14 protein-coding genes are annotated in these 17,294 nt (G+C 41.8%); 7 read left to right on the top strand and 7 right to left on the bottom strand.

Going from position 1 to position 17,294, the window contains the following annotated elements; all coding sequences use genetic code 11:
- Nucleotides 1-317: 317 nt before the first annotated feature.
- From PARA125_RS02460 to PARA125_RS02440, 5 genes are all read left to right on the top strand, one after another.
- Complete coding sequence (locus tag PARA125_RS02460) at nucleotides 318-683, top strand: hypothetical protein (protein ID WP_213157129.1); 366 nt, start codon at nucleotides 318-320, stop codon at nucleotides 681-683.
- Between the two features lie 125 nt (nucleotides 684-808).
- Nucleotides 809-1,273 carry a hypothetical protein gene (locus tag PARA125_RS02455; protein ID WP_213157128.1) on the top strand — a complete coding sequence of 155 codons (465 nt, stop codon included), beginning with the start codon at nucleotides 809-811 and terminating at the stop codon, nucleotides 1,271-1,273.
- A gap of 35 nt (nucleotides 1,274-1,308) precedes the next feature.
- Nucleotides 1,309-2,151 (top strand): MNIO family bufferin maturase, encoded by an 843-nt coding sequence (gene bufB / locus PARA125_RS02450; RefSeq protein ID WP_213157127.1) that lies wholly within the window; start codon nucleotides 1,309-1,311, stop codon nucleotides 2,149-2,151.
- 2 nt (nucleotides 2,152-2,153) lie between these two features.
- Nucleotides 2,154-3,032 carry an HvfC/BufC N-terminal domain-containing protein gene (locus PARA125_RS02445; protein WP_213157126.1) on the top strand — a complete coding sequence of 293 codons (879 nt, stop codon included), beginning with the start codon at nucleotides 2,154-2,156 and terminating at the stop codon, nucleotides 3,030-3,032.
- Nucleotides 3,033-3,074: 42 nt separating this feature from the next.
- Nucleotides 3,075-4,328: a transcription antitermination factor NusB gene (locus PARA125_RS02440; RefSeq protein WP_213157125.1), complete on the top strand. Its 1,254-nt coding sequence runs from the start codon at nucleotides 3,075-3,077 to the stop codon at nucleotides 4,326-4,328.
- Here PARA125_RS02440 and PARA125_RS02435 read toward each other — a convergent pair.
- The 5 genes from PARA125_RS02435 to PARA125_RS02415 form a co-directional block, all read right to left on the bottom strand.
- A complete protein-coding gene (locus PARA125_RS02435; protein ID WP_249274135.1) occupies nucleotides 4,325-5,884 on the bottom strand; it encodes a putative Na+/H+ antiporter in 1,560 nt (519 codons plus the stop codon). The genes PARA125_RS02440 and PARA125_RS02435 overlap by 4 nt on opposite strands.
- A 421-nt stretch (nucleotides 5,885-6,305) precedes the next feature.
- A complete protein-coding gene (locus PARA125_RS02430) occupies nucleotides 6,306-7,424 on the bottom strand; it encodes a rod shape-determining protein MreC (RefSeq protein ID WP_213157124.1) in 1,119 nt (372 codons plus the stop codon).
- A complete protein-coding gene (locus PARA125_RS02425; protein ID WP_213157123.1) occupies nucleotides 7,421-8,617 on the bottom strand; it encodes an amino acid aminotransferase in 1,197 nt (398 codons plus the stop codon). Before PARA125_RS02425 ends, PARA125_RS02430 begins: the two co-directional genes overlap by 4 nt.
- Nucleotides 8,618-8,619: 2 nt before the next feature.
- Complete coding sequence (secA, locus tag PARA125_RS02420) at nucleotides 8,620-11,685, bottom strand: preprotein translocase subunit SecA (protein WP_213157122.1); 3,066 nt, start codon at nucleotides 11,683-11,685, stop codon at nucleotides 8,620-8,622.
- Between the two features lie 135 nt (nucleotides 11,686-11,820).
- Nucleotides 11,821-12,780, bottom strand: coding sequence for a KpsF/GutQ family sugar-phosphate isomerase (locus tag PARA125_RS02415; protein ID WP_213157121.1), 960 nt, complete (start codon nucleotides 12,778-12,780; stop codon nucleotides 11,821-11,823).
- 185 nt (nucleotides 12,781-12,965) lie between these two features.
- Between PARA125_RS02415 and PARA125_RS02410 the strand changes: the two genes are divergently transcribed.
- Both PARA125_RS02410 and PARA125_RS02405 read left to right on the top strand, forming a co-directional pair.
- Nucleotides 12,966-14,420 carry an NADP-dependent isocitrate dehydrogenase gene (locus PARA125_RS02410; protein ID WP_213157120.1) on the top strand — a complete coding sequence of 485 codons (1,455 nt, stop codon included), beginning with the start codon at nucleotides 12,966-12,968 and terminating at the stop codon, nucleotides 14,418-14,420.
- Nucleotides 14,421-14,564: 144 nt separating this feature from the next.
- Nucleotides 14,565-15,797: a Rho GTPase-activating protein gene (locus PARA125_RS02405; RefSeq protein ID WP_213157119.1), complete on the top strand. Its 1,233-nt coding sequence runs from the start codon at nucleotides 14,565-14,567 to the stop codon at nucleotides 15,795-15,797.
- Here the strand turns inward: PARA125_RS02405 and murI are convergent.
- Nucleotides 15,773-16,615: a glutamate racemase gene (gene murI, locus PARA125_RS02400; protein WP_213157118.1), complete on the bottom strand. Its 843-nt coding sequence runs from the start codon at nucleotides 16,613-16,615 to the stop codon at nucleotides 15,773-15,775. The genes PARA125_RS02405 and murI overlap by 25 nt on opposite strands.
- A 4-nt stretch (nucleotides 16,616-16,619) precedes the next feature.
- On the bottom strand, nucleotides 16,620-17,291 hold the full coding sequence (locus tag PARA125_RS02395) for a LysM peptidoglycan-binding domain-containing protein (protein WP_213157117.1): 672 nt from the start codon (nucleotides 17,289-17,291) through the stop codon (nucleotides 16,620-16,622).
- Between the last annotated feature and the right edge of the window lie 3 nt (nucleotides 17,292-17,294).

The following is a 17,294-nucleotide window of genomic DNA, read 5'->3' as shown; positions in this document are numbered from 1 at the left end:
GGTCCTTCGATTTTAGTCTACTATAGCGGGAACAATAAGTGAAGGCTTCCGGCTATCCTCATAGAGGGCAAAATCCTGGGAAGTAGATTGAAATTAAGCCAAAGATTTTCAAAGAGATAAGCAAGCAATTATGAGCACTCAAAAAAAAACTTGCAACATCAAATGATTAATGCTACAAACAAATTAAAGAGAAAAGGCCGAGTGCCTTCATAAACTATCTAGAAGCTGTTTATGTTCGAGGAGAGCGCATCTTCCCAGAGAATGATTGACGCAAACTATCATGCAATAGTGTTCCATCAACTTTAAGGAGTGGATTTATGAAGAAAAAAAATCACCTGAAAAAATTAGCTTTATTGGGAATTACCAGCGGTCTAATGATGGCATCCCCAGGGCAAGCAGATGTTCCTGTGCAAGCAGAAGCCCCATCCATTGAAAGCCATCTAGCTTCAAATTATAACTACGGCTACTCCGGCAACTACATCCGTCGTGGAAACTATGCGTATAGCAGAGACAATAGAGGTTCTGCCGAAAGCACACAGGACGACTCTTTTACAGAATTTGCTAGCTGCGCTGCTAGCTCTCATGGATGCGGAGGGCAATCTCATCCTCAAACTCAACTACCAACGCAGGGCTCAGGTTGTGGCGGTTCAAACGGCTGCGGTGGACAACAGTCTCCCCGTTAACCCCCTATCCTATCAGAAACTCGTTAATTCATTTTAGCAGCGCTATAGCTTATGCATGCCGCGGCATGCATAAGCTATTTATTTAAAATTAATGATACGTTCATCCTTTAAAATAAGAGCTTAATATGAAAAAAAATAGAGCTAAACAACTTGCTTTGCGAGGAATTTTAAGCGCTTTTGTTACCGCTAATACTGTTGTTTATGCTGGAACTGCTTCTGATAGCGATGCCGTTCAAAAGTATGGAGTTTCCAAGCAAACGAGCGAACGTGGCAACATGGGTTATCATTTAATGACAGAAGATGAGCTTCTGCTGGAGTTAAGTCCTGAAGGTGTCTCGCTTTACAATTCATTAGATGAAAAAGGCAAAGAGCTCGCACGTTATGTAGCCAGCCAACGGTGCACAGGTACTAATGCGTGCCGAGGATTAAACGCTTGCAACACAGATCAGAATGCTTGTGCGGGCAAAGGGAAGTGCAAAGGACAAGGAAAATGTGCTTTTGCCGACAAAAACCTAGCTGTTAAGCTCGTTGTTCAACACATGGCGGAGAAAAGAAAACAAGCCGCAAAAGGGATCCAAGTTAAAAAATAAACATACAAGCCTGACACAAGACTTTACACTTACCTATGAGAAAAAATTCTAATATCCCCAATTTAGGAATTGGCGTTGGCCTCAGAATCCCTCACTATCATGAGATTTTTCGCGATCAACCGGATATTGACTGGTTTGAAATCATTAGCGAAAATTTCATGGTAGAGGGTGGCTTACCGCTCGAAAATCTTGAAAGAATTCTTGAGCGTTATCCCGTGGTGCAGCATGGAGTCTCCTTGGCAATCGGAAGCCCAGATCCTTTAGATTTCGACTATCTAAAAAAATTAAAAGATCTAACAAAACTCACCAAAACCCCATGGGTGTCAGACCATCTGTGCTGGGGTAGGCTTCCGGGGGCCCATTATCACGATCTCCTCCCTCTTCCTCGCACAAAAGAAGTCATCGACTACGTTGCTGAACGCGCTCGCATTGTGCAAGATTACTTGGAGCTACCCTTTGCTTTAGAAAATCTTTCCTCCTATGTGGCTTATAAAGCAGATGAAATGCCCGAATGGGATTTTTATACAGCAGTGGTAGAAAAAGCCGACATCTATATGATGTTGGATGTCAACAACGTCTACGTTTCAAGTCGCAATCATGGATTTGCCCCTCAAACTTATTGGGAAAATATTCCTCTTGATCGCGTGCTTCAAATTCACTTAGCCGGGCATTCCGATTATGGCGCCTATATTTTAGATACGCATGACCATCCGGTCATTGATGAAGTATGGCAAATTTATGCAGAAGTTTATCCTAAGACAGGCGGTGTTTCAACATTGCTAGAATGGGATGATAATTTTCTTAGTTTCCAAGATACCTGGAACGAAGCTTTGAAAGCTAAGCAGTTTCAACAATCCCTCATCAGTTGCAAAGGGTAGGCATGAGCACCGAACAAACACTTGTACCCCCTGCCCTTCAATCCATTCAAGAATGGTTTGGCAGTATCATCGCTCGCCCAATCGATATCGACAGCCACATGAATCCCATCTCCCCTAGCGGTCAACCTATGGAGATGGAAGCCGCTCATTATATTGTTCCAAGCCCGACCTTAGAGCCGGCCCAAAGAATTGAAATTTATAATCAACAATACTGGTGGCGGCTGCTGAATGTTTTGCACGATACCTTTCCCTTAGTCACACGTTTGTTTGGTTACCGGGATTTTAATCAAATTTTAGGCTTCCCTTATTTGGTGCTATACCCCCCTTCTCATTGGTTTTTACAAGCTATCGGAGACCGCCTTTCCCTCTATATTCAAGAATGTTATCGTGCGGATGATTTTCAGTTTGTCTATGATGCAGCTCAATTAGACTGCGCTTTCAATCAAGCTTTTTATACGGCCCACATTTCCACCAATCTCCATGAGATGATGCGAGGAGATTCGGAGGCTGTTCTAGCAAAAAGCTTGAAATTGCAACCCCACATGCAAATCTTTGCCTTCAAATATGAATTAGTAAAGTTCCGGGAAGCCTTCTTAAAGCAAGAGCCTGACTACTGGTTGGAGCATGACTTTCCTGAGCTTAAGCATACGCCCTGCTATTGCGCAGTTTTCAGAAATCGTAACAATCAAGTCGTTACCGCTCCCCTTGCTCCAGATGAATACCACTTTCTCTCTCTTTTCCGAACAGGTTGCTCGATTGACCAGGCTTGTGAATGGCTAGAAGAGCAAACAGATTCAATCTTTAAAAATAGCGCCGAAAATTTGCAAGAATGGTTTCATAAGTGGTTTTTAGGACAATGGTTAATGCTAGATACAAAATGATTGATCGAGTAAGCTATAAGGGAATTCACCCTGGCCAAGTATATGTCCCAAACAAATCCACGTGAAGCAGCCTTTTTGGCTGTTTATGCTTTTTTGAAAGAAGGAAAATTCCTCGCAGAATCTCTTGAAGAGTGGAAACAAAGAGAATCCCCTTCCCCTTTAGATTTTGCTTTTGCACAAGATGTTGCCTATGGTTCAGTTAGGATGGCGCTGACCTTAGATTTTACGGCAAAATCTATGGCTAAAAGGCAAACATTATCGCTAAAGATTAAAGAAAAAGCCCTCCTTCGAACGGCTTTATTCCAGGCTGCCTTTCAGACAACAACTCCCCTATACGCCATTGGACATGAGAGTGTCGATCTAGCAAAAAAATATTGCCATGCCACCTTTGTTTCTTTCTTAAATGCCTTATTGCGAAAGGCAGAAAAAGGGCTTCCCCCCATTCCTCAAGAAAATACGCCCCAAGATTTGAGCATTCGTTATTCTTACCCTCTTCCCCTCGTAGAAGCTTTTCTGGCCAATTTCGGCCTAGACACATGCAAACAAATTTTAGAGTTAGGAAATCGCCCCTCTACAACCATGGTTAGACTACGGCCCCAAACTTCTCTCACTCATAACGAACAAGACAAACTTACACGAGTGCCGCAGCTTCCCCCTCCTCTCGCTTTCATTAAAGAAGCAAGCGACATCCCTCTTTTTGCTCGATCTCCACATTTTTACATTCAAAACGGAACACCTTACCTTTTAATGGAGCACTTGCGCCAAGGTGCCCCTCCCCCTGGCACCATTTTAGACCTTTGCGCTTCCCCTGGTGGCAAATTATTGTTAGCGCATGATTTTTATCCTTCAGCACCTTTATTCGCCAATGACGTATCTCTCCCTAAAATTAGGACGCTACAAGAGAACTGCCAAAAATATCAATTAGAGGCCACCCTTACCTGCACAAAAGGAGAATTCTATATCGCCAATCAACGCTTTGATTTGATTATTGTAGATGCTCCCTGTAGCAACACAGGAGTGCTAAATAAACGGCCAGAAGCCCGTTGGAGATTTTCGGATCAAGTTCTTAAACAATTGGAAGACACCCAATTGCGCCTATTGTCGCATGCACACACTTTACTTTCGGAACAGGGAGAAATTTGGTATATGACCTGCAGTATTTTAAGCCAAGAAAACCAAAAGCTTGTGCAAAAAATCAGCCGCCAATGTGGGCTTTTCATGCGAACCAGCCATACCATTCTTCCGAATACTTTAGGGTTAGATGGCGGATTTGCTTGTGCTCTGCGGCTCAGTTAGAAAAAATAAAACATGCTCCCCATAATCAGAGTGGGAATAAGAGCCCCTAAAAAGAGATAAAGGGTCGAAATTCCATCTGCAAAATAAGGGGCTAAAATAGCTTGCCCAAGCGGGTTAGGAGCATTGGCAATCACTGTAAGGCCTCCGCCTGTCACCGATCCTGCCAACACCGCATACTTCATCGGCTCTGTAAAAGTAGGAATTAAGGTCGCCAAAAAAGTAATTTCTGCATTGTCATTGAAGGCAGTCAATAAAATGGAAAGGCCAAGCAAAATCTCCTTGGAAGCATGCCCAAGTAAGGGGGAAATCCACCAAGCTTGTAAGGTTCCATGGATGACTAAACCGGCCAAGAAAAACCCCACTAAGATGGGAGTTTTAAGCTCCAATTCCCACTGAAAAGGGAGTGTGGCTCGATAGAAACCTATAAATAACAAAAATGTTCCAATGAAGACGACTGGATAATGGGCATGCAGCACCATCCATGCCAGAAAGAAAATATGTGCCAGGCAAATCCACGCAGGAATAGATTGCGATTCATCCTTTTGGGAAATTTTCAATTGCTGCCTTTTTATCTCCAATTGGGAAAATTCTTTTCGAAACAACTGATAATATAAAAAGTTTGCGATTAAAATCCCACAAACCGCCTTCCATCCAAACTGCATTAACATGTTTTGGCTGCTCCAATCCCACACCTTGCTTACCATCAAGACGGGAGGCGCCGCAAAGTTTGTCAGAACTCCCCCCACCGAAATATTGGTAAATAGCAATCCCAAAGTGGCATAAGCTAAAAGGGGGGTCGGCTTTAAATGATAAAACTGTTTAGCTAGAAGTAAGGCACAAATTGTCATCGCTCCGGGCTCGGTTATAAACGATCCTGTCAAAGGTCCTATAGTCAAAAGCACCCACCACCAAGATTTAACTGATTCTCCTCCTACTCTTGCTACCCACTTCAACCCCTTTTCCGCTAAATAAATGATAGGTTTGGTAGAGGTAATTGCCATGATTACCACCACAAATAAAGGCTCGATATAGCTAATCCCATTTAGATAGTGGATGGCAGTCTTCCAATTGTAAAGGTATCCCATACATAAAATCAGAGGAATTACCCACACTCCAAAGACAATTTCTACTTCCCCTAAAAAATGCAAAATTTCTATTTTAAAATTTTCAAATGAAGAGGGGTTTTCTAAATCTTTTTGAGCAGCTTTCAGTTGATTAGACTTTTCCATAAACTTATGCGCAAAAAAGGTATGCGTGATCGCACAAAGAAAAATGATTAAAGAAAGCAAATTAAAAGGTTGCCTTTGAATGCGATACCATAACTGTTCCCACGTGCTGTCTAAGGAAGTATCTCCGTATTCTGCTAAAGATAAAATAAGCGGATTTGGGGATGCAAAATAAAAGGCCCCATTGTACAGGAAATAACCGATCTCCACGGTTGCTAAGAGGAGTAAACAGTAAGACACCGCCCGCCAAAAACTTCTGGTGGGCTTATTCACAACCAATCGATTAGGTGGCAATTCTAAAAGAGATTTATCGTCAGGCATTTTTCTCATTTAATATAACTTTAAGACAAGCATTTCAGAACTGTTTTTAAATGTAAAAGCTTTTCTACCCTTTAAGAAAAAAAAGAGGTTTTAAAAGAGGGCTAATATTAAAGTAGTTTGATTGGCTAATAAAAAAAGCTAAATGACTCTTCTTAAGTTTTTCTCAACTGCGTAGAGATAGCCAATCTTGTCTCCCTTTTGCTAGAATACCCTTTGCTCGCCATGCATGAAGGCTATAGTATTCATTCGATCATTCTAGGTATACTTTAGAGAACCAGAAGTGAGAAAAGGCTCCCCAAGAAAAAAAAGCCCTGCGAGCCGCTTAAAAAAGAGAGAAAAGGATATTTTGACATTGTACTCTATGGAAAAAGTCACGTGTAACTCTGTTACACCCTGATTGGAGATAAATGCTCAGCTTTTCTTGAGGGGGTTACCGATGGATAGGGGGAGGCAAATCTAAAGAATTAAATCCCAAGGGAGGAAGAATAAATGCGACAGAAAGATCGTCCATACTCCCGGCTGTTGGTTCTGCCTCAAGTTCATAAAAATAATCGCCTTCTTTTAAAGGGTAGATATTAACGACCTTTGCCACATGCAATCCAGCAGGGAAAATACCATCCATTCCAGTTGTGACCAGAAGATCATCGACTTTAACTAAAGGGGGAGCTTGGCAGGTAGCCCGCTGTGAAAGCGGCACATCCTCGGGAATACCCGTTCGTAAATCTCTGGCGGGGCCTTCTTGATCTGCGAAGTCATAATTAAACCCTGTTCCACGCAAGCAAGGGATCTGTGATCTCCATAAAGATTTGCTGCACCCTTTTAATTCCCCTTTGGCAAGCAATAACCTTAGAGGTGTCTCTTTTTTTAATTTCTCTTTCAAATCTTCAAGTGACTTTTTCAAATGTTCATCCGCCACACAAGAGGCTGACCATGACTGAATAAGCCTATCTACGTTTTCCAAAAGAGTGATTTTTTGTGCATGTCCCCTATGTACTCTAACCGAAAGGGTCAAGCCTGGATCTGTAATAAGCTTAACTCGCGATTGTTTTTTTCCCACATAGTCAACCACTCCAATGACTGACTTTCCTAACATGACGGGACTGTTTTTACAAATGTAAGAAAACCCCAATTCCTCATTTTTAGCAGAGCCTACATTTAGCCATAAGGAACTATTCCACGAGGAGGGAGAGCGAAAAATCACTTTTGCAGGAATTCCACGGAGCGCTAAGGGAGGTTTTTCTATTCCTGGATCTCTTTTCTCCCCTTCTGTTATCAAACGTAACCGCTCAATTTCTGTGGTTAAAAGCTCGTTCTCCAATTCTAATTCTTTCAGTTTTTGTTCTACTTGTCCTTCAAAAGGGTCTCCTGTTTTAGGGAAAGCTAAAAAAGACGTTAGTCTTAACCTGAAGTTAGTCAAGCTTTCCCAAGAAGGCCCTAATAAGGCAGACACGCTTCCCTTCATTTTTTCAGCTGTTTGCAAAGGAATACTGACAAGTAAGAATAAAAAACAAAAAACTAAAAGGTAGGAATGAGATTGGGTGCGCTTCATATTTTCACAATTTGGTTAACGGCTTGCACCACGTAGTCTAAATTGCTTGAATTAAGGCCAGCCACATTTATACGGCCATTTAAAGGGGTATAAATTCCATACTTCTCTCTTAAAGTTAAAACTTGTTTCTCATTAAGCCCTGAAAAAGAAAACATGCCAAGTTGCCGATTCATAAAGCTAAAATCTATTTGACAACTAGCCTTTAGCAATCCTTCGACAAAAGATTTGCGCACATCCGCAATTCTTTTGCGCATTTTTTCTAATTCCTGCACCCATTCTTGTCGCAAGGAAGGAGAATGAAGGATGGTGGACACAATGCGAGCTCCATGTAAAGGGGGCATAGAATAGCTGCTGCGAACTCGGTGTTTTAAATGCCCTTTTACTTTTACCCTTGTTAAATCATCTGGCGTAATAACCACTAAGGTGCCCACCCTTTCCCCATAAAGGCCAAAATTTTTAGAATAAGAACTTGCCACCAACATTTCATGCCCTTGGTTAGCAAAAAAACGAATGGCTTGGGCATCCTGCTCTATATCGCTTCCAAACCCTTGATAAGCAAAGTCAAAAAATGGAATTAATTGACGCTCTTTGATTAAGTGTGAAAGTATTTTCCATTCTTCAAACGTAGGATCTATCCCGGTGGGATTATGGCAACATCCATGCAGCACGATTAAGCTTCTAGCAGGCATGGTGGTGAGGGCTTCGCACATTTGAGCAAAATCAAAAGCATGGGCTCGATCGGAATAGTAAGGATAAAAGGCCACTTGTAATCCAGCAGACTTGAAAATTGGAAGATGGTTAGGCCACGTGGGGGTAGGAAGAAAAACGAAGCCTGAAAGAGACATTTCACGAAAAAACTCGGCCCCTATTCTTAAGGCGCCGGTTCCCCCTACAGATTGGATAGCCGCTACCCGATTTTGTTTTAAAAGGGGATGATCCGTTCCGAAGATCAACTCGAGGGTTACTTGAACAAAATCGGAGTCCCCCTCTATGGGAGGATACTCCTTATTCAGTTGCTGCTCCCATAAAATGTACTCGGCTTTTCGCACGGAAGATAAAACTACTGGTTTTCCACACCCATCTCTATAAGCTCCAATCCCCAAATTCACTTTCTCAGGACAAGGGTCCTGAGAAAAAAGAAGATTTAAGCCAAAAATGGGATCATCGGGAAGTAAGTCGATGTGAGTAAACATGTTTAATTCTCAGAGACATCCTTATTTATCCCGCAACACTTTTTATACTTCTTTCCACTTCCACAAGGACAGACATCATTACGACCCACCCGAGGTCCTTGCGCTATAACTGGCTGAGCAGCCATTTCGGGTACTTGTGGCTGCTGTAGAGGGGCTTCCAGCCCTTCTTGAGGAGGATGAGCTCCTAAACCGGCAAAGAGAGAGCGATTGGTTTCGAGTTGCAAACTGGAAAGTAAATCTTGAATAGAGACTTGTCGTGTAATGATTTCGAAACGGAACAAGTCGTGGGCAATTTCGCTGCGCAGATTTTGACCGAACTCGTCAAAACTGATAAAAGCTTCTTGCTTAAACTCCATCAAAGGATCCCGTTGCCCAACAGCTCTTAGTCCCACTTCCGAACGCAAATGATCCATCGTCAGCAAATGCTCTTGCCATAACCGATCATTTTTGCGAATCATCAGGTTGCGAATAGCCTCATGAGCTGGTCCCACAGAGCCCAGAGAAACATTATCTGGCGCTACTTTCTGATTTTCCCGTTTCAATTTCTCCTCAAAAGCGGCGATCACTTTCTCAGCAGCCATTTTTTCTAACTCTTCAATTTCTAGATGATCATCATCAAAATACCCTTCTTCAAAACTCACAGGGAAATGTTGGATCAACCATTGACGATAGCCCTCAGGATCCCATGCACCTTCTTCGGATCGATTTTTAAAATATTTATCGGCGGCAGTCTGGCAAACAGTGCGTAAGACATCCACAGCCACAGCTTCAGGATGCTCTGTATGGATGATTTCATTTCTAAAGGAATAAACCTCTTGACGTTGTTTATTCATCACATCGTCATATTCTAACGTATGCTTTCGGACGGTATAATTGCGTTGCTCAACCCGCTTTTGAGCGGTTTCAATGGACTTATTCAAAATAGACGCTGAAATGGGCTCACCTTCAGGAGGTCTAAATTTTTGTAAAATTCCCGTTAAGCGGGGGGATGCAAAGAGCCGCAATAAAGCATCTTCAAAAGACACATAAAATTTTGAAGTTCCCGGGTCTCCCTGACGTGCGCAACGTCCCCGCAGCTGTCTATCAATGCGGCGCGATTGGTGCCTCGTCGTGCCCATCACATATAAGCCTCCTAACTCTGCCACCCCAGAAGCTAACTTAATATCAGTTCCACGGCCGGCCATATTAGTGGCAATTGTGATAGCACCTTGGGTTCCCGCATGTGCGATGATTTCCGCTTCTTTATCGTGTTGCTTCGCGTTCAAAACAGTATGGGGCAGCTTATTCTGTTTAAAAATTCTGGAAAGTTTTTCGGAGACTTCCACTGATTCTGTCCCAATTAAAATGGGGCGCCCTTGCTCATGCACTTCCCGCACTTCTTTCAAAATTGCGTTGTATTTCTCCCGCTCTGTCATGTAAATTTCATCGTTGAAATCTTTGCGAATACATTTGCGGTGGGTAGGAATTTCCAAAACTTCCAATTTATAAATTTGTTTGAATTCTCCCGCTTCGGTGATAGCCGTTCCTGTCATTCCCGCCAGCTTTTTATACATTCTAAAAAAGTTTTGCAAAGTTACAGTTGCATAAGTTTGCGTTTCTTTTTGAATAGACACCGACTCTTTAGCCTCAATGGCTTGATGTAGCCCATCTGAAAAACGCCTTCCAGGCTGAGGGCGTCCGGTGTGCTCGTCAATAATGACAATTTTTCCATCTTGCACGATATAATCTACATCCCGTTCCATTAAAAGGTGCGCCCGTAAAAGCTGGCGAAGATTATGGGCCCTTTCTTTTCGCTTTGCATCTTCTTCTTGGATAGCTAGCTTGCGCTCCATTTTGGTATCAGCATCTAGATGAGGATCTTCGTCAATCAGCAAATATTCATGGCTAATATCTAGCATGACAAAATCCTCTGCAGAACCTTCTTTTGCCCCATGCTGCCAAGCTGCAATCCCTTTGTCAGTTAATTCGTATTCACTGCTTTTTTCATCTACAACCATGAAAAGTTCTGAAAGCGCATGCGCCTTTTCTTCTTTATTTGTATCCCCGTAATAATAAAGGTCCCACTTATCAATGGCGGCGCGTAGGTCAGGATCCTCTTTCGCCCGTTTTAAAAGTTTGTTGTGAGGGGTTCCTTTACTTACTAACCATAGCTTTCTAAGGGCTTCTTGATAGTTCTCTTCCTCTTTTTTATCCCGTTTAGCACGGATTTTTCCTTCCGCCTCCGTTAAGCCTTCTAAAGTTTTACGCGCTTCGCTGGCTAAGCGATTGCATAAATCTCTTTGCATTCTGACTAAGTCGGCTGCTCCCGTTTTTAATTCATCATACATTTGACGACTAACGGGCACAGGGCCAGAAATAATTAAGGGGGTGCGTGCTTCATCAATTAAAATAGAATCCACTTCGTCGATAATTGCAAAATAATGGCCGCGCTGCACTTGCTCTTCTTTGCGTGTGGCCATAGAGTTATCGCGCAAATAGTCAAAACCAAACTCAGACGCTGTGCCATACACAATATCAGCTTCATAGAGTTTTTTACGCTCTTCGGGTGAGGTGTCGTTAGTGATGGAAGCAGTTGTTAAACCTAACCAACGGAAAATCGTTCCAATCCATTCACAGTCTCGTTTAGCCAAATAATCGTTAACAGTCACTAAGTGTACAGGTTCTCCTGTTAAGGCATTTAGATAAAGAGGCATTGAAGCCGTCAGAGTTTTACCCTCTCCTGTCATCATCTCTGCAATACAACCATGATGAAGGGCAATTGCGCCTACAATTTGTACATCGTAAGGAACCATATCCCATTTTTGATTATAACCTGAGACGTGCACTTCCGTCCCACAAAGGCGTCTGCAAGCACTTTTAACTACCGCATAAGCTTCTGGAAGAAGTTGTTCTAAAGTTTCCCCATTAGTAAGCCGTTGCTTAAATTCATTTGTCTTAGCGCGTAAAGCTTCATCGCTAAGCGAAGTGAATTTTGCATCCCACTCGTTAACTAATGTCACACTTTTAAAGTATTTCCTCACAAGACGATCTTGTGCGGTGCCGAAAATTTTTTTGAGGATTCCGAACATATTTCTTCCCATTGTAGTTGAGAATTTTAAGAAAAAATTCTCCTATATTATTAAGGATAAAATTTTACGTTAGCGCCCTTTTTTATTCAAGCAGTCCCTCCTGTTTTTAAGCCAAGCAAGGAAATAAAAAAGGAGTTAAATTCCTGATTGCACAATATCGTGCATTTTAATCAGCCCAACGACCTTATGATGGTCGTCCACCACAGGAAGGACTGTGATGGGGTGTGTTTGATCAGCTTCCATTTGACGCATAGCCTCTAGGGCTAAAACATGAGGAGAGATCATTCTGGGGGTTTTAGTCATGATTTGCCAAATAGGTGTCTCCAATACTTGAACTCCATTTTTTTGAAGAGCCCGTCGTAAATCCCCATCTGTAAAAATTCCTTTCAAGGCAAATTGCTCATCTACCACCACCACGCATCCACATTTTTTATTGGATAAGTCGACCAGGATATCTACTAATTTGTTTTCAGGATGGCAAACAGGAATTGCCGAACCAGTCAGCATGAGATCCATCACTTTTACATTCACACGTTTTCCAATGGTGCCTGCAGGATGGTTTATTCCATACTCATCTTTACTAAACTTTTTATGCTTCATCAAACCTACCGTTAAAACATCTCCAAAAATCATTTGAATAGTCGTAGAGGTGGTGGGGACTAAATCAAAGGGACATAATTCTTTTTGAAGGGGCAATTCAATAAAGAGATCGCAAACTTTTGCCAGGCGGCTTTTAGGATTGGAAATAATCCCAATAATCTTCGCTTCCTTGTTGCGCAAACAAGGGATTAAATTTAATAATTCGTCTGTATCCCCACTTTTGCTAAAAATTAAAAAAACATCGTCCGTATTGACAATGCCAATATCTCCGTGCAAAGCATCGGTAGGAGAAAGAAAAAGGGCTCGAGTTCCGGTAGAAGTGATCGTAGCGGCAATCTTTTGAGCGACATATCCACTTTTTCCTACCCCAGTAAAAAACAACATTCCTTTGCAAGTTCTGCATATGTCGAGAACTTTCTCTGCCTTTTGAATATCTAAATGTTCAAAAAAATAATCAATATGCGTGTTTGCCTTTACAAAAAGATCTTCCAACATAAGGTTCCTTAGAAATGAAATTGCCAAATTGACAACAAGTGCTTTAATCAAAAAATTTTTAGGAGGGTGGATTTTTCTTTATCAAGTAGACCTTGGATATTAAATGAAAAAAGTATTAGGCTCAAGTCAAGTTTGTTTTTCTCGTAAAAGTTGATTGCTGCAAATAGGTTTAAATAGGAGTGAAAATGGGACAAAAACGCATTCCGATTACAATCGCTGAAGGCGATGGAATTGGACCTGAAATTATGCAAGCTGTTTTGCACATTCTTTCGGCCGCTAGAGCACCTTTAGAGATTACAAAAGTAGAAATAGGAGAAAAGGTTTATCAAAAAGGGGAAAAAACAGGCATCAGCCCCGACACCTGGGATATCATCCGCAACACAAAAGCTTTTTTAAAAGCCCCTATTACAACTCCCCAAGGGGGCGGATTCAAAAGCTTAAATGTTACGGTTCGCACTACTCTTGGGCTTTATGCAAACGTTCGCCCTTGTGTCTCTTATTTCCCCTTTGTTCAAACAAAACATCCTCATATGGACGTGGTGATCGTGCGTGAAAACGAAGAGGATCTTTATACGGGAATTGAGTATAGACAAACATCGGATACTTATCAGGCTCTAAAAATCACCACGCGCCCCGGTTGTGAAAAAATCATTCGCTATGCTTTTGAATATGCTTTGGCTAACAAAAGAAAAAAAGTCTCCTGTTTTACTAAAGATAATATCTTAAAGCTGACAGATGGACTGTTTCATAAGATTTTTGAAGAAATTGCCCAAGAGTACCCTTCTCTTGAGAATGAACATTGGATTATCGACATTGGCTCGGCAAAGTTGGCTGATACGCCTGAAGCATTTGATGTAATTGTAATGCCCAATTTATACGGGGATATTTTATCGGATGTGGCTGCGCAAATCGCCGGCTCTGTTGGCTTAGCTGGGTCTGCAAATATTGGCGAGCATGCCGCTATGTTTGAAGCCATCCACGGTTCTGCCCCTCGGCGCGCTGGCAAAAACATGGCAAATCCCTCCGGTTTGTTAATGGGGGCCATTTTGATGCTTGTGCATGTGGGCTTACCAGACGTAGCAACTTTAGTGCATAACGCTTGGCTTGCTACACTTGAGCAAGGGGTTCATACTTATGACATCTTTGCCGACAATGTTAGCAAGCAACTGGTCGGAACTAAGGAATTTGCAGAAGCCGTGGCGCAAAGACTAGGAGAAAAACCCGAACTTCTTAAAAAAGTGAGCTACACAGCATTTAACCCTCTTCCGGTCCAAAAGCACGAACCAAAGCAAACGCGCCTCCACAAAACCACTCACGGCATTGACATCTTTGTAGACTCCTGCCAAAAAATAGAGGAGCTAGAGAAAAAGCTTGTTAAAATCCAAGATCCCGATTTTAAGTTGTCGTTAATTAGTAATAGAGGGGCAGGAGTTTGGCCGACTAAAATGCCAGAAACCGCGTGTTCAGATAGCTGGCGCTGCCGATACATAGCAGCTCAAAAAGGATCGTCTCTTTCCCATCATCAAATTGCCCGTCTTTTACAAAAATTTGCGGATGCAGAGATTGATTTTGTGAAAACCGAACACCTTTGCTCATTTGACGGGTCTCCAGGTTACACCTTAGCTCAAGAAGAACAGTAAGATTTCTTTCTTAATTAAAGGACTTAATCTTAAGTCCTTTAGTTTCTTTTCATCCTTTCAAATATAATAAATATAACTTTAAAATAAACTTACTAAATATTATAATATCTATTAGATAATAAACATCTTAATAGGTTTTATTCTATGAATAATCTCGATCCCCATGCCCCTTTAATTAATTCAGTTAAAGACACACAAACTTCTCCCTCTAACGCTCTTCCCAAGTCAGAAGCAAACCAAGTTGAACAAAAGGTGGGGAAAGCTGCTGCTAAAGTTTTAGGAGACAAACCTTCATCTGGTCCCTCTATCCCTGCTACTTCTCCACCTGCGAATAGCGATAGCAGCAACCTTAAAGAAAAAAACCAAGCGGCTCAAAGTCATTTAAGTAAAGTTTTAAGATTTCTTGCCAACCTTTTTCCAAACAAATCGAAGAAAAGTCAAACTGGACAAAAGAATGCCAGCCTAAAGGAAGCGCCAAAATGGCAAGAAAATGGTTTACATGTACCCTTTTCTCAAAAAATCGCTTCTTCAGAAGCGATTTCAAAAAAAATGGGGGCTTCTCCTGAAGCGCAAGAAGCTAAGAAAAAGAATTTCAGTGTTGCGCGATTCTTGCGCAGTTTAATTTCCTACGTTAAGGCAAAAAAGAATCAACTTTTTAAAACGAAAAAAACTACGGATGCAGAAACGGCAAATCCGCCAAAGCTGCTCCCTTCAAGGATTGAGGCTTATCATCACCTGATTAAACAGATGAACAAACGGTTGCAAGATACAATAGACAACAATCAAGCCTCCGGCATACCCGAAGGTTTATTTCGAGAGTCTGGCAGTCAAAATACAGTCAACCAGATGGTTAGAGAATTTATAGAAAATAAAGGGAGCCCAAATCTTCCAAAGACGTGGAATGATGCGGCCAATCTGATTAAGAGAACAGTCATGGCGCCTAAAGCACCCATGGCAAAATTTCGCGCATTAAATCTTCCAGAAATCTACTCCCCAGAAAAAACAGACACAGAAAACATACAAGCGATGCGACGTGCCATTGGCACATTGGCCCCAGAGGAAAAACAATTTTTAAATGATTATCTAAAAATGTTAGCTCTCGCTTATCAAACCTGGAAAATCACCAAAGGAGAGAAGATCCCCTTTCTGAACTTTGCCCGGGCAACCCCAAATCTCGAAAGAGTTTTTCTAGAAAAAACTTTTACAGATACACTAGAAGTCCCTAATCCCGCAAATGTTTCTTTAACAGAAAGGTTTGCAGAGAATCCCTTGGTTTGGGCAAACCAAGAGAAAAATACTCTTCCTGATTATGGTTATGTAGAATTTTTAGTGGATAATCGCCAATTGCTATTTCAAATAAATGAAACGACAGCTTGAGCTGTTTGAAGCCCCCATACATGCTCAAGGGGCTTTTTCAAAAATTGCTCACCAGCCTGTTGAAATCTGGAAGGATCGCCTGAAACATAGTAATGATAGTGGGGAGATTTTTGGCTCGAAGATAGTTCCAACTGGCTTAATTTTTCCCTAACTTTCCAAGCGCAAGCGGAAGCAGAGTCTATAATTTTAACTTTTCCTTCCATTTCTTCCTCTATCACACTTTTAAGTAGGGGATAATGGGTACAGCCGAGAATAAGCGTATCTATGCCCCTCTTTTTTAAAGGGCGTAGATATTCTTGGACAATTAAACGTGTAGCAGGATGCTCGACCCACTGTTCTTCTACTAACGGCGCAAGAAGAGGACATGCCAGGGAAATCACTTCGGCTTCGGGCATCAAATCCACGATTTTCTGTGGGTAGATACCGGAGCGAATCGTGCCTTTTGTTCCCAATACGGCGATAGAGCCACCTCGAGTTTGCTCAACCGCTTTTTCTACGCTCGGAGAAATCACATCGACAATTGGAACCGCATAATGATTTTGCAAATGAGCAAAAGCAAAGGCTGAAGCTGTATTGCAGGCAATGACAAGAAGTTTTATTTCTTGCTCAATTAAAAACTGGGCATTTGCTAAAGAGTATTGAACAATTGCTTCCGCCCCATTGTCTCCATAGGGAAAATGAGCGGTATCTCCCAAATACAAAACCGATTCATGGGGAAGAAGCTCTAATACGGCTCGCATCACCGTCAAGCCCCCAATTCCTGAATCAAACATCCCAATAGGATAGTCGTTAGACGTCTTTTCGCTGTTTAGAGACATACAGTTAAGGGAGTTTAAGTTTTTGTCCTTTGCGGATACGGTCTTGGGTTAACCCGTTGAGCTCTTTCAAGACTTTAACAGAAGTCTTATGCAATTGCGCAATTTTACCTAAGCTATCTCCTTCTTTCACTTCGTATAACTTCAGCTCTTGTGCAACTTGCTGCTGAGGCTGGAGAAAATCCATCAGAGCTGCCAAGGCTGTCTGCATGTTCTCCATATTTTTACGTTGAAGCTCAGAGGAATGAGCCAACTGAGTCAGCTTTTGATCGAGCTTTGAAATGGCATGGTTAGATTCATTCAAATGCGTTTGCAAGCTTTTTAGGTCTTGCATCATTTTTTTCGTAAGAGATTCAAGCTCGCATAAACGCCCTTCTTGGCTGCTTGCATTTGTCCTGATAAATTCTTTCTGCTTATTCTGATGATCGGATATTTGGTTGCTTAAAGCGTGAATAGTTTCCTGCAAATTTTCACACTTTTGTTCCAAAATCACAATTTCCTTTTCATGATTATTAAATTCATGCTGTAGGATATCTAAGGAGGATTTTAGCTCTTGCTCAAACAATAGGCGATGATTTGCGGATCGTTGAGAAGGAGCTGCTTCGAGCTGAAACATACAGATTAACAACAAAAAAAAGGGAATCACTTCCCTTCTTAAACCTTTAGATCGCCTCGGCATTCC

Source organism: Parachlamydia sp. AcF125, from assembly GCF_018342475.1.
Classification (GTDB): Bacteria; Chlamydiota; Chlamydiia; order Chlamydiales; family Parachlamydiaceae; genus Parachlamydia.
Note: the sequence above shows the minus strand (reverse complement) of the source record. Positions and strands in the feature narration are given on the sequence as shown.

What these genes read in the sequence shown, in the direction of transcription:
- PARA125_RS02460 (WP_213157129.1), top strand. Translation starts at nt 318, where the DNA reads ATGAAGAAAAAAAATCACCTGAAAAAATTAGCTTTATTGGGAATTACC.
- PARA125_RS02455 (WP_213157128.1), top strand. Translation starts at nt 809, where the DNA reads ATGAAAAAAAATAGAGCTAAACAACTTGCTTTGCGAGGAATTTTAAGC.
- bufB (WP_213157127.1), top strand. Translation starts at nt 1,309, where the DNA reads ATGAGAAAAAATTCTAATATCCCCAATTTAGGAATTGGCGTTGGCCTC.
- PARA125_RS02445 (WP_213157126.1), top strand. Translation starts at nt 2,154, where the DNA reads ATGAGCACCGAACAAACACTTGTACCCCCTGCCCTTCAATCCATTCAA.
- PARA125_RS02440 (WP_213157125.1), top strand. Translation starts at nt 3,075, where the DNA reads ATGTCCCAAACAAATCCACGTGAAGCAGCCTTTTTGGCTGTTTATGCT.
- PARA125_RS02435 (WP_249274135.1), bottom strand. Translation starts at nt 5,884, where the DNA reads ATGAGAAAAATGCCTGACGATAAATCTCTTTTAGAATTGCCACCTAAT.
- PARA125_RS02430 (WP_213157124.1), bottom strand. Translation starts at nt 7,424, where the DNA reads ATGAAGCGCACCCAATCTCATTCCTACCTTTTAGTTTTTTGTTTTTTA.
- PARA125_RS02425 (WP_213157123.1), bottom strand. Translation starts at nt 8,617, where the DNA reads ATGTTTACTCACATCGACTTACTTCCCGATGATCCCATTTTTGGCTTA.
- secA (WP_213157122.1), bottom strand. Translation starts at nt 11,685, where the DNA reads ATGTTCGGAATCCTCAAAAAAATTTTCGGCACCGCACAAGATCGTCTT.
- PARA125_RS02415 (WP_213157121.1), bottom strand. Translation starts at nt 12,780, where the DNA reads ATGTTGGAAGATCTTTTTGTAAAGGCAAACACGCATATTGATTATTTT.
- PARA125_RS02410 (WP_213157120.1), top strand. Translation starts at nt 12,966, where the DNA reads ATGGGACAAAAACGCATTCCGATTACAATCGCTGAAGGCGATGGAATT.
- PARA125_RS02405 (WP_213157119.1), top strand. Translation starts at nt 14,565, where the DNA reads ATGAATAATCTCGATCCCCATGCCCCTTTAATTAATTCAGTTAAAGAC.
- murI (WP_213157118.1), bottom strand. Translation starts at nt 16,615, where the DNA reads ATGTCTCTAAACAGCGAAAAGACGTCTAACGACTATCCTATTGGGATG.
- PARA125_RS02395 (WP_213157117.1), bottom strand. Translation starts at nt 17,291, where the DNA reads ATGCCGAGGCGATCTAAAGGTTTAAGAAGGGAAGTGATTCCCTTTTTT.